The sequence below is a fragment of the Acuticoccus sp. I52.16.1 genome (genome assembly GCF_022865125.1).
Lineage (GTDB): Bacteria > Pseudomonadota > Alphaproteobacteria > Rhizobiales > Amorphaceae > Acuticoccus.
The window spans coordinates 4278580-4291322 of the sequence record NZ_CP094828.1 but is presented as its reverse complement, the minus strand read 5'-3'; the positions used below and the strand labels follow the sequence as shown (position 1 = coordinate 4291322).

The following is a 12743-nucleotide window of genomic DNA, read 5'->3' as shown; positions in this document are numbered from 1 at the left end:
ATCCCTAGTCGTCCAGCCCGAGTCGTCCAACTCGATCGCAGTTGTCCTGAACCGTCGCCGTGCATCTTGCAAGACGATCCGGTCACGCCCGGGGCACCGTCGCCGGCGTCCCGTCATCTCGTCCGGCACCATAGCGCCGGTCGGCGGTGCCGCAGGTGGTCCCTGCCGCGCCGCGATCGCCGCACGATCACTCCACGATCACCCTGCGATCACGTCGACGAAGCGGGTGAAGACCCAGCCCGACCGACATGGTCCGGAATAATCCTGCAGCGGCAGAGGCGTATCGACGCCGCAATCCGACGAGCTGCCGGACGGAGGATACACCACCCCTTCCCAGTCGGCCACTCTCTCGCACAGGTTGAGGAGGTCGCCGGTGTGCAGCCGGTCGACGATCGGATAGCCCGTGCCGGGTCCGGCCCGCACGGCGAGGAAATTGTCGCCGGCGGGGTTCAACCCGGTGACGCGGCCGAGGCCGGGGCAGGAGTCGATCTCCTCGTCCACCGTGCCGACCCGCACACTGAGCATCGCCGCCTGCGCGAGCGCCACCGGGACGGCGGCGACGGCGAGCGCCGCCAGCGTCACCGCCGCGCCGACGAGGATCGCGGCGTGGCGCACTATTCGGCCGCCACGCTGACGAATTGTTCCTCGGCCCACAGCTTGGCGCACTCGGCCATCACCTTGGAGGCGCGGGCGATCGGGTTCGTCAGATGGAACTGCCGCATCGGGTTGATGAACGGCGCATCGTCGATCCCGCCGGCAGCCCCGGTCAGCGCGCCGACGGCGGCGGGGTCGGCCGGTGCGAGACGGTCGTAGAGACCCAGGAAGGGCGCGTTGTCCACCATCGCGCGGTGCAGCGCGGCGAAATTGTCGTAAGGGAGCCGGGCGCCCAGCTCGGCCGACAGGGCGCGCAGGATCGCCCAGTCCTCGCGCGCGTCGCCCGGTGCGAAGGCCGCGCGGGTCAGCCGCTGCGGCCGCCCTTCCATGTTGACGTAGGTGCCCGACTTCTCGGTATAGGCCGCGCCCGGGAGGATCACGTCGGCGATGTGCGCACCGCGATCCCCGTGGGTGCCGATGTAGACGACGAACGGCGCCTCGAGATTGCGCTCGTCCATCTCGTCGACGCCCATGAGGAAGAGGACGTCGAGGTCGAACGAGCGGCCCGCGGTGAGGATCTCCTTGCCGGTCTTGCCGCCGGGACCCGGAACGCAGCCGACGTCGAGCCCGCCGACGCGCGAGGCCGCCGTGTGCAGGACGCCGAAGCCGTTCCACCCGTCCTTGACCGCGCCGACGTCCTGCGCCAGCTGCGCGGCGGCCGCCAGCGCAGCCGCCCCGTCCTCGCGGGTCAGCGCGGCCTGGCCGATGATGACGACCGGGCGCTCGGCGTTCGCCAGCACGTCACGGAAGTCGCCGAGGTCCTTCAGCGTCGCGCCGCCGGCACCGAGGTACTGGTAGGGATAGGTGAGGTCCACGCGCTCGCCGATCAGGCCGATCCTGGCCCGGTTGCGGACCCACGCCTGGCGCAGTCTGGTGTTGACGATCGGCGCGTCCCAGCGCGGGTTGGCGCCGATGATCAGCACCGCGTCCGCCTCCGCCAGGCCGGCGATCGTCGGATTGAAGAGGTAGGAGGCGCGGCCGACGGCCGGGTCCAGCGGCACGCCGTCGGTCCGGCAGTCGACCGAGGCGACGCCCAGGCGCCCCATCAGGTCCTTCAGCGCGAACAGCTCCTCGGCGGTCGCCAGCTCGCCGCCGAGCGCGGCGATGCGGTCCTTGGGCGACGCCTCGACCTTGGCGGCGATGGCCCTGAACGCCTCGCGCCAGGAGGCGGGGCGCAGCCGGCCGTTCTCCTTCACGTAGGGGCGGTCGAGCCGCTGGGTCTTGAGGCCGTCCCAGACGAAGCGCGACTTGTCGGAGATCCACTCCTCGTTCACCGCGTCGTTGGTGCGCGGCAGGATGCGCATCACCTCGCGGCCGCGCACGTCGACCCGGATGTTGGAGCCGACGGCGTCCATCGCGTCGATCGTCTCGGTCTTGGTCAGCTCCCACGGGCGGGCCTGGAAGGCGTAGGGCTTGGAGGTCAGCGCGCCGACCGGGCAGAGGTCGATCACGTTGCCTTGCAGCTCGGAACGCATCGCGCTCTCGAGGTAGGTGGTGATCTCCATGTCCTCGCCGCGGCCGATGGCGCCGAGGTCGGGCACCCCCGCCACCTCGGTCACGAAGCGCACGCACCGGGTGCACTGGATGCACCGGTTCATGATCGTCTTGACCAGCGGGCCGATGTGCTTGTCCTCGACGGCGCGCTTGTTCTCGGCGAAGCGGGAGCCGGAGACGCCGTAGGCCATCGCCTGGTCCTGCAGGTCGCATTCGCCGCCCTGGTCGCAGATCGGACAGTCGAGCGGGTGGTTGATGAGGAGGAACTCCATCACCCCTTCCCGCGCCTTCTTCACGAACTCGGTGTTGGTGTTGATCGTCGGCGGGGTGCCGTCGCGGCCGGGGCGCAGGTCCTTGACGCCCATCGCGCAGGACGCCACCGGCTTGGGCGGCCCGCCGACCACCTGCACCAGACACATCCGGCAGTTGCCCGCGATCGACAGCCGCTCGTGGAAACAGAAGCGGGGGATCTCGGCGCCGGCCGCCTCGCACGCCTGGAGCAGCGTGTAGTGATCGGGCACCTCGATCTCTTCACCGTCGATGATCAGATTGGCCATAGGTCCTCACACCACTCGCGTCGTGCCGCGCGCCCGAGGTCTATCCCCGCGCGGCGACCCCGTCATCACCCAAAATGCTCGCCACGGCAACGCCTTCCACATTGAACTAAGGCTAAACTGGACATCCGGGCGGCCGACCGAGGCCGGCGCCGGGCATCGCCGCGGTCGCATCATGGGGTTTCATCCTATCTCGGATGTTGCCAACCTCGCCCGCGCGGTCGATGACCCCACGACCGCGCCGCCGATCATCCCCCGGCGCCAGAAACGGAGACGCGTCCATGAAAATTTCCCACCGCCCCTTCGCCGCCCTCGCGGCGGTCGCGCTGATGACGGCGGCGATGGTCGGAGCCCCGAACGCCGCGCCGCTGAACCGGAGCGGTTCGGCCCCCGCCGCCGCTACCACAGTCGAGCAGGTGAAGGACAAGGGGCAGCACAAGCCCGGCCGGTTCGACCTCCAGGGTTCGTGGCGCCTTGTCGCGCTCGACCGCGAGACGCTGCCCGACTGGGCGCGCAAGACCGCGACGATCAACTTCGAGAGCGACAGCCGCCTCGCCGGCCAGGCGGTGTGCAACAACTTCAGCGCCCGCTACGCGCGCCGCGGCTCGGAGATCATCATCCAGGATATCGTCAGCACGAAGAAATATTGCGAGCGCGGCGCCTCGCTGGAGGAGCAGATCCTCAACGCGCTGCGCCGGGTCGACAGCGTCGCGGCCGGCGAGAACGACACCATCATCCTCAGCACGCGCGGCACGCCTCGCCTGCGCTACCGCCGCTACTGAGCCTCTGCTCGCGGGCGCCCCTTGCGTGGGGTACCCGCGAGCGCCGCGCGATGCGGCCGGTCAGATACCGCGCAGCCGCTTCACACCGCGGCCCCGCAGCAGGTTCAACACCTCGACGAAGCCGCCGAACACCATCGCCGCGTAAATGAAGCCACGCTCGATGTGATAGTGTAGGCCGTCGGCCACCAGCGCCATGCCGATCATCACCAGAAAGGCGAGCGCCAGCATCTTGGTCGACGGGTGGCGCGCGACGAACGCGGCGATGGGCCCGGCCGCCACCATCATCACCGCCACCGCGATGACGACGGCCGCGACCATCACCTCCAGGTGGTCCGCGACGCCGACGGCCGTGATCACCGAATCGATCGAGAAGACGAGGTCGAGCAGCATGATCTGGCCGATCACGCTCGCCATGCCGGCCCGCACTGCACCGGCCGCCTCGTGGTGCTCCTCGCCCTCGACCTCGGCATGGATCTCGGTGGCGGCCTTGTAGATCAGGAAGAGGCCGCCCGCGATCAGGATCACGTCACGCCAGGACAGGCCGAACCCGCCGATCTCGACGAACGGCTGCGACAGCGACACGATCCAGGCGATCGACGCCAGCAGCAGGATCCGCAGCACCAGCGCGCCGATGAGGCCGATGCGGCGCGCCTTGCCGCGCTGCGCCTCCGGCAGGCGGTTCGATACGATGGAAATGAATATCACGTTGTCGACCCCGAGCACGATCTCGAGGACGACGAGTGTGGCAAAGCTCGCCCACACGGCGGGGTCGGTCAAAAGCTCCATAGGCCTCGTCTCGTCGCACCGGCACCAGCGCCGCGCATTGCATCGCCAACGCGCGACGTTGCCCACGCGATCCCCGCCCATGCAACTCGGCGGACGAGAAATCGCGCGTGACGAGCGGCCCCGCGCGGGCACGCATCGTCACCGAGCCGGCACGTCGATGCCACGACGATCGCCCGTGCCCACTGCACAACAATGAAACTCGCACTACACTTGATTTAACAAACGGCCGCGGCCACGGTTCAAGTCTCACCCTGACGCGAAAGACATATGGCTGATTTCTTCGACGAGATGAACGGCACCGGCGACACCACGCGGCCGGCCTACGAGATCATCAAGTCCTGGCTCGACGGGGTCACGCCCGAGGCGCTCAAGGCGCGCTCGCGCGAGGCGGAGATGCTCTTCCGACGCATCGGCATCACCTTCGCCGTCTACGGCCAGCAGGACGCCGAGGAGCGGCTGATCCCCTTCGACCTGGTGCCGCGTGTGCTGACCTCGGCCGAGTGGGCCGCCATGTCGCGCGGGCTGGAGCAGCGCGTCAAAGCGCTGAACATGTTCCTGGCCGACATCTACGGCGCCGGCGAGATCATCAAGGCCGGCGTCATCCCGCAGGAGCTGGTCTACCAGAACACGTACTATCGGCCCGAAATGGTCGGCGTGAAGGTGCCGCACGACATCTACACCCCGGTGTGCGGAATCGACATCGTGCGCGTCGACGCCGACACCTTCTACGTTCTGGAAGACAACCTGCGCACGCCGTCGGGGGTCTCCTACATGCTGGAGAACCGGGAGGTGACGATGCGCATCTTCCCCGACCTCTTCTCCGAGCACGTCATCCAGCCGGTCGAGCAGTACCCCAACGAGCTGCTCGACACGCTGCAGTCGATCGCGCCGCGCACTGCGATGCGCGAGCCGAACGTGGTGATCCTGACGCCGGGCCAGTACAATTCGGCCTTCTACGAGCACACCTTCCTCGCCGACCGCCTCGGCGTGGAACTGGTCGAGGGGCGCGACCTCTTCGTGCGCGACGACGTCGTCTACATGCGCACCACCGAGGGCGCGATGCGCGTCGACGTGATCTACCGCCGCCTCGACGACGACTTCCTCGACCCCCTCGCCTTCCGTCCCGATTCGGTGCTGGGCGTGCCGGGTCTCCTGTCCGCCTTCCGCGCCGGCAACGTCACGGTCGCCAACGCGATGGGCACCGGCGTCGCCGACGACAAGGCAGTCTACACCTACGTTCCCGAGATCATTAAGTTCTATCTCGGCGAGGAGCCGATCCTGAAGAACGTGCCGACCTGGCGCTGCCGTGAGCCGGAGGCGCTGAAGCACGTTCTCGACCATCTGCCCGAGCTGGTGGTGAAGACGGTGTCGGGCTCGGGCGGCTACGGCATGCTCGTCGGCCCCGCCGCCACCAAGGAGCAGATCGAGGAGTTCCGCGCCAAGCTGAAGGCGGACCCGGACGAGTTCATCGCCCAGCCGACCCTCGCCCTGTCCACCTGCCCCACCTTCGTGGAAAGCGGCATCGCGCCGCGGCACGTGGACCTGCGCCCCTTCGTGCTGTTCGGATCCAAGGGCATCAAGACCGTCGCCGGCGGCCTGACGCGCGTCGCGCTGAAGGAGGGATCGCTGGTGGTCAACTCGTCGCAGGGCGGCGGCACCAAAGACACCTGGGTGCTGGCATGAGCGAGCCCGGCCCGAGACGCCCCGGCCCGAGACGCCCCGACCTGCGCCGCGCCGGTCCGCTCGCCCCACGCCCCCAGCGGTCCCCCATCTTTTCGGAGCTTGCCTGATGCTTCTGTCGCGCGTTGCCAACGACCTCTTTTGGCTCGCCCGCTACGCCGAACGCGCCGAGAACACCGCCCGCATCCTCGACGTCGCCTCCCGCCTCTCCGCGCTGCCCTCCACCTACGGCGGCACCACCAACGAGTGGGAATCGGCGATGATCGCCACCGGCGGCGAGTATCTCTTCCGCGAACGGTACGACGAAGCGACCCGCAACAACGTCATTCAGTTCCTCGCCTTCGATGCGGACAACCCGTCGTCGATCTACTCCTGCATCGCCGTCGCCCGGCGCTCCGCCCGCGCGGTGCGCACCGCCATCACGCGCGAGATGTGGGAGGCGATCAACGACGCCTGGCTCGACCTGCGCCGCTACAAGAACGAGAAATTGTCGCCCCGCCAGCTGACCGAGTTCCTCGACGGGGTGAAGGCGGCGTGCCTGAAGTTCGACGGCTCGGCCTTCCGCACCATGCTGCGCACCGACGCGCACGCCTTCTTCCGCCTCGGCACCTACATCGAGCGCGGCGACGCCACCGCCCGCATCCTCGACGTGAAGTACCACGTGCTGCTGCCGGAGACGGACCCCGTCGGCGGCGGGCTGGACTATTTCCAGTGGTCCTCGATCCTGCGCGGCGCCTCGGCGCTGACGGCTTATCAGTGGGTCTTCCGCGACAGCTTGCGGCCCTGGCGCGTCGCCGAGCTCTTGACGTTGCGCAAAGAGCTGCCACGCTCCATCGCCAACTGCGCCAAGTTCACGCTCGACTTCCTGGACGATCTCGCCAACGATTACGGGCGCCAGGGCCCCTCGCAGCGAGCCGGCCGCGCCTATCACGCCAGGCTCGCCAACTCGTCGGTCGACGCCATGTATCGGGAGGGGCTGCACGAATTCCTGCAGCGGGCGATCCGGGAGAACAACTCGCTGTCCGAGACCATCGAAGCCCAGTACCTGCGCTAGGAGCCTATGCGACTTTCGATCTGCCACGAGACCGACTACCGCTACGACGAGGCGCCGAACTCGGTCATCGAGTTGTTGCGCCTGACGCCGGCCTCGACCGCCAACCAGACGGTGCGGTCCTGGCGGATCGACGTTTCGGGTGACGCGGCGCTGCGCCGGTCGGAGGATGCCTTCGGCAACCTCGTCCACACCTTCTCGGTCCTGTCGCCGGGCGAGAACCTCACCATCACCGCCACCGGCACGGTCGACACCGAGCCGACCAACGGCGTCGTCACCGGCACGCCCGAGCGGCTCCCCGTCGGGGTCTACCTGCGCAACACCCCGCTCACCGAGCCGGACGACGCGATCCGCGACCTCGCCGCGGCCGCGCGGGCCAAGTCCGGCGGCGCGCCGCTCGACCGGGCGCACGCGATCAACACCATGGTCTTCGAATCGATGACCTACGAGACCGGTCGCACCACCGCCGCGACCACCGCCTCGGCCGCGCTGGAATCCGGGCTCGGCGTGTGCCAGGACCTCACCCACATTCTCATCGCGGCCGCCCGTGTCGACGGCCTGCCCGCCCGCTACGTATCCGGCTACCAGTACGTCGAGGGCCGTCCGCGGGCGATGCACGAAAGCCACGCCTGGGCCGAGATCCACCTGCCCGATCTCGGCTGGGTCTCCTTCGACCCGACCGTCGGCATGTGCGGCACCGACCATTATGTCCGCCTCGCCGTCGGTCTCGACACGATGAGCGCGTCCCCGCTGCGCGGCGCGATCTACGGCGGTCTGGGCGAAGTCCTCGACGTCACGGTCACCGTCGACTGCGTGTTCGGGCCGAGCGGGCGGCAGCGCCAGACGCAGAGCGGACCCGGCGGGAGCCAGTCCCAGTCCATGGACTGACGCGAGCCCGGCGCCAGCCTGCACAATATCGCGCTAGGGTTCGCGGCGGACTTGGGTTAGATCACGCGGCCCAACCTTCGAGCCCCAACGGATGCCCGCGATGACCTACTGTGTCGGCCTCCTCCTGCGCAAAGGCCTCGTGATGGTCGGCGACACCCGCACCAACGCCGGGGTCGACAATATCGCCACCTTCCGCAAGCTGCAGATCTTCGAGGTGCCGGGCGAGCGCGTCGTGGCGATCTCCACCGCCGGCAACCTCGCCGTCACCCAGGCGGTGGTGAACCACATGCTGGAGGGTCTGCCGGGACCGGACGGCGACGTGCAGACCCTCTACACCATCCCCTCCATGTTCGAGATGGCGCAGTTCGCCGGGCGCGCGGTGCGGACCGTGCGCGAGCGCGACGCCGAGGCCCTCTCCCAGGACGGCAGCGGGTTCGACTGCTCGCTCCTCGTCGCTGGCCAGATCGGCGAGCGGCGCCTGCGCCTCTTCATGATCTACCGCGCCGGCAACTTCCTAGAATCGACCGAGGACACGCCCTTCCTGCAGATCGGCGAGCACAAGTACGGCAAGCCCATCATCGACCGCTCGGTCGCGTTCGAGACCCCGCTCGACGAGGCGTTGAAGATCGCCCTCATCTCGATGGACTCGACGATCCGCTCCAACCTCGCCGTCGGCATGCCGCTCGACGCGATGATCCTGCCGCGCGATGCGCTGGCCTGCACGGTCAACGTGCGCATCACCGAGCACGACCCCTACTTCGCCCACGTGCGCGACTCCTGGTCGAACGCCCTGCGCGAGGCGCACCTGTCGATTCCGGACCCGCCCTACGGCTACTGAGGCCCACGGCCCCAGCCAGGGACCAGCGTCGGCGGCCACTATCGCGCGGACCTGTTAGCGATCCGAGCGGGGAGCTGTCCGATGATCGGCGCGTTCCAGCAACTGATGCTGTCCGCCAGCATCTACATCGTTTGCGCCTTCGTGCTCGGTCTCGTCTTCGACCGGTTCGGCGGCGGCCCGTTGCGTCAGGCCGTCTCCGGCACGTTGATCGCCGTCGTGGTCACCGCGTTGCAGATCGCCCCGCTCGAGGTCGGCGCCTTCGCGATCGACGTCGACACGCCCCTCCTCCTCGTCTCCACGCTCTACGGCGGGCCGATCACCGCCGCCGTGGTGCTGCCCGCGCCGATGCTGGTCGCGATTTTCTCCGAAAGCCCCACATTGATGGCCGACCTTCTCGCCATCGTCGCGCCGGTCCTCGTCGGCCTGACGGTGCTCGCCATCTGGATGGCGCTCGAGTGGCCGATCGACAAGCGGGCCGTCTGCATCTCGGCGGTCCTGGCGCCGTTGACGCTCCTGCCCTCGATCCTGCTGCCGGCCGGTGAGATCGACCTCGAATCGCTCAGCTCGATCGCCTTCTGGACCGCTCTCGGCACGCTGGTCTTCGGCCTGACGCTCGCCAACGAGACCCGCCGCGCCAAAGCCTCCCGCCGACGCCGCAAGGAGCGCCTCTTCCACTCGCTCACCGGCACCGTGCCGCGTACCGCCTTCCGCCAGCACTTGGAAGAGCAGTGGAGCCAGTATCAGCGCCTCGGCCAGGAATATACCTGCCTGATGATCGCGATCGACGGTGCGGCGGCGCTGCGCCGGTCGATGTCGGCGCAGGAGTGGGACCGGATCCGCGCCGTCGCCGCCGCCGCGATCACCGAGGCGACGCGCGATTCGGACGTGTGCACCCCCATCGAGGAGGACCGCTTCGCGCTGATCCTGCCCCACGCCAACCTCTTCCACTCGCTCCCCGTCGCGCGGCGCGTGCAGGACGCGATCGACGCCGCGATCAGGCGCACCCGGCCGGACTTCGCCCTCACCGTCTCGATCGGTTGCGCCGAGGTGAGCGGAACGCTCGCTCCCGGCGAGGTCGAGGCCGATGCCGAGGGGCAGCTCTACGCCGCCACGGCCAACGACGTTCCCGGCACCGTCTTCCCCCCCGCGCAGACCGTGATCGACACCACGGTGCGCCCCGCTCCCGCCGCGACGGTCGGCGAGATCGCCGGCCCGACGGCCGGGACTCCCCGCCGAGCCGACCTGCACGCCGTCGCCACCGCCTGACCGGCGCGCCGCCGGCAGCCGGCTCCGGCGCCCGGCCGCCGAGCGGGCGCGGCGCGCCTCATTCGTGCTCGCGAGCATCTTTGCCACGAACGGTCGTTCCCAGGCCGGCGCTTATGCATTAAGTCCCGCCCTCAAAGATGCGGGAGATATTCATGAGCGACTGGCCGATCCACGGCACCATCACCGGCCCCATCGTCATGATCGGGTTCGGCTCCATCGGGCGGGGAACGCTGCCGCTCATCGAGCGCCACTTCGAGTACGACAAGAGCCGGCTCGTGGTGATCGACCCGTCCGACGCCGACAAGCGGCTGCTGGACGAGCGCGGCATCGAGTTCATCCAGCTCGCCATCACGCCCGAGAACTACCGCGAGGTGCTGACCCCGCTCCTCACAAAGGGCGAGGGCCAGGGCTTCTGCGTCAACCTCTCGGTCGACACCTCTTCGCTCGACCTCCTGAAGCTCACCCGCGAGCTCGGCGTCCTCTACATCGACACCGTGGTCGAGCCGTGGCCCGGCTTCTACTTCGACGAGAACGCCAAGCCCGAGACGCGCACCAACTACCACCTGCGCGAGACGGTGCGGCGCGAGAAGCGCGCCAACCCGGGCGGCACCACCGCGGTCTCCTGCTGCGGCGCCAATCCCGGCATGGTCTCCTGGTTCGTCAAGCAGGGCCTGATGGACCTGGCGAAGGAGCTCGGCCACGCGACCGAGGCGCCGACGACGCGCGAGGGCTGGGCGAAGCTGATGCAAAGCGTCGGCGTGAAAGGCGTCCACATCGCCGAGCGCGACACGCAGCGCGCCAAGGCACCCAAGCCCATGGACGCGTTCTGGAACACCTGGTCGGTCGAGGGCTTCATCTCCGAGGGATTGCAGCCGGCCGAGCTCGGCTGGGGCACGCACGAGGCCTGGATGCCGGACAACATGTGCGTCCAGCCCGAAGGGTCGGGCTGCCGCGCGGCACGCTTCCTCTTGCAACCCGGCGCCAACACGCGCGTGCGCACCTGGTGCCCGACGCCCGGCCCCCAGTACGGCTTCCTGGTGACGCACAACGAGAGCGTCTCCATCGCCGACTACTTCACCGTCGGCGAAGGCCTCGACCCGGAATATCGCCCCACCTGCCACTACGCCTACCACCCGGCCAACGACGCGGTGCTGTCGCTGCACGAGATGTTCGGCAACGGCGGCCATGCGCAGCCGGTCAAGCACATCCTCGACGAGAACGAGATCGTCGACGGCATCGACGAGCTGGGCGTACTCCTCTACGGCCACGCCAAGAACGCCTACTGGTACGGCTCGCAGCTCTCCATCGAGGAGACGCGCCGCATCGCGCCCTACCAGAACGCCACCGGACTACAGGTGACGTCGGCGGTGCTGGCCGGCATGGTCTGGGCGCTGGAGAACCCCGAGGCCGGCATCGTCGAGGCCGATGAGATGGACCACGCGCGCTGCCTCGAGGTTCAGCTCCCCTACCTCGGCCCGGTGAAGGGCTACTACACCGACTGGACGCCCATCGACGGCCGCCCGCACCTCTTCCCGGACGATATCGACACCGCCGATCCCTGGCAGTTCAAGAACGTCCTGGTGCGCTGAGCCTGCGATGACCGTGCTGGACCGCGACGCCGTCGTCGGCGTCTTCGAAGCGATGCTGGGGCGCCCGCCCGAGAACGAGAGCGTCGTCGAGCAGTTCCGCGCCACCCCCTCGGTGGCGGAGCTGGTCGGCATCCTGGCGCAATCGGGCGAGTTCCAGGGCAGGCTGGGGGCGCCGGTCGCCCCCTCGCCGTTCGTGTTCTACAACAAGGTGTTCGACGGCGAGGCGCTGGTGATGCGCCATGTCGACCCCGCGCGCGGCCCGGCGGAGGGGATGCGCGTCAACTCCTTCGGCGTGAAGGTGCCGGAGAAGGTGATCCCCCGCGCCATCGTCGCCCAGGTCCCGCCGGTCGAGGCCTCGCCGATCCCCAGCAACTGGCACGCCGACACGGCCGAGTTCGCGGCCGCGCTCCGCGCCGTCGAGCTCGCCGGCGAGACCTTCACCATGCTGGAGCTCGGCTGCGGCTGGGGCTGCTGGATGAACATCACCGGCGTCGTCGGACGGCGCGCCGGCAAGCGGGTGCGGCTCGTCGGCGTGGAGGGGGACCGCTTCAACTTCGGCCTCGCCGAGGAGACGCTGGCGGCCAACGGCTTCACCGCCGAGGACTTCACGCTGCACCACGGCATCGCCCACGCGCAGTCCGGCACCGCGGCGTTTCCGCAGCAGCAGGCGGGCGAGGATACCTGGGGCCTCGCCCCGGTCTTCTCCACCGACCCGGACGCCTACGCCGCCGCGATCGAGACCGGCCGCTACACCGAGCTGCCGATGATCGCGTTCGACGCGCTCGCCGCCGAGCACGGCCGGTTCGACCTCGTCCACATCGACATCCAGGGCGGCGAGCGGGACCTCGTCGCCGCCGGCATCGAGGCGCTGACGCGCACCGCGGCCTACGTCGTCATCGGCACCCACAGCCGCGAGATCGAAGGCGCGGTGATGGAGACCTTCGCCGCCGCCGGCTGGACGCTGGAGGTCGAGCGGCCGGCGATCCTCTCGGTCCCGACCCGCGAGGTGACGGTCGACGGGGTGCAGGGCTGGCGCAACCCGCGCCTGGTCTGAGCCGTCGGGGCATGAACGCCGCGGCGATCGCCCGCCCTGCCATGCGGCACAGGCGCGCTTTCGCGAACCTGTCGCGATCGTGAATTGACCGTCTCCTGATAGGCCGA

General features: G+C 69.2%; 11 protein-coding genes. 8 read left to right on the top strand and 3 right to left on the bottom strand.

The annotated features are described in order from the left end of the window. Nucleotides 1-198: 198 nt before the first annotated feature. Nucleotides 199-615 carry an integron gene (locus MRB58_RS19395; RefSeq protein WP_244778735.1) on the bottom strand — a complete coding sequence of 139 codons (417 nt, stop codon included), beginning with the start codon at nt 613-615 and terminating at the stop codon, nt 199-201. Beyond that, entirely contained in the window at nt 615-2705 is a 2091-nt protein-coding gene (gene nuoG, locus MRB58_RS19390; protein WP_244778734.1) for an NADH-quinone oxidoreductase subunit NuoG, read from the bottom strand. Before nuoG ends, MRB58_RS19395 begins: the two co-directional genes overlap by 1 nt. 278 nt (nt 2706-2983) lie before the next feature. Between nuoG and MRB58_RS19385 the strand changes: the two genes are divergently transcribed. Beyond that, on the top strand, nt 2984-3484 hold the full coding sequence (locus MRB58_RS19385) for an META domain-containing protein (RefSeq protein WP_244778733.1): 501 nt from the start codon (nt 2984-2986) through the stop codon (nt 3482-3484). A 60-nt stretch (nt 3485-3544) separates the two neighbouring features. On the opposite strand, the gene MRB58_RS19380 is transcribed toward MRB58_RS19385, so the two are convergent. Beyond that, nucleotides 3545-4270: a TerC family protein gene (locus MRB58_RS19380; protein ID WP_244778732.1), complete on the bottom strand. Its 726-nt coding sequence runs from the start codon at nt 4268-4270 to the stop codon at nt 3545-3547. Between the two features lie 267 nt (nt 4271-4537). On the opposite strand from MRB58_RS19380, the gene MRB58_RS19375 reads away from it, so the two are divergent. The 7 genes from MRB58_RS19375 to MRB58_RS19345 all read left to right on the top strand — a co-directional run bounded on the left by MRB58_RS19375 (nt 4538) and on the right by MRB58_RS19345 (nt 12636). Further along, the gene (locus tag MRB58_RS19375; RefSeq protein ID WP_244778731.1) at nt 4538-5953 is read left to right on the top strand and encodes a circularly permuted type 2 ATP-grasp protein; all 1416 of its coding nucleotides are present in this window, start codon (nt 4538-4540) and stop codon (nt 5951-5953) included. Between the two features lie 106 nt (nt 5954-6059). Beyond that, nucleotides 6060-7004, top strand: coding sequence for an alpha-E domain-containing protein (locus MRB58_RS19370; protein WP_244778730.1), 945 nt, complete (start codon nt 6060-6062; stop codon nt 7002-7004). Between the two features lie 6 nt (nt 7005-7010). Further along, a complete protein-coding gene (locus tag MRB58_RS19365) occupies nt 7011-7889 on the top strand; it encodes a transglutaminase family protein (RefSeq protein WP_244778729.1) in 879 nt (292 codons plus the stop codon). Between the two features lie 100 nt (nt 7890-7989). Beyond that, entirely contained in the window at nt 7990-8727 is a 738-nt protein-coding gene (locus MRB58_RS19360) for a peptidase (protein ID WP_244778728.1), read from the top strand. Between the two features lie 81 nt (nt 8728-8808). Then, entirely contained in the window at nt 8809-9993 is a 1185-nt protein-coding gene (locus MRB58_RS19355; protein WP_244778727.1) for a diguanylate cyclase, read from the top strand. Nucleotides 9994-10145: 152 nt separating this feature from the next. Then, nucleotides 10146-11582: a homospermidine synthase gene (locus MRB58_RS19350; RefSeq protein ID WP_244778726.1), complete on the top strand. Its 1437-nt coding sequence runs from the start codon at nt 10146-10148 to the stop codon at nt 11580-11582. 7 nt (nt 11583-11589) lie between these two features. Then, entirely contained in the window at nt 11590-12636 is a 1047-nt protein-coding gene (locus MRB58_RS19345) for an FkbM family methyltransferase (protein ID WP_244778725.1), read from the top strand. The last annotated feature ends 107 nt before the right edge of the window (nt 12637-12743 follow it).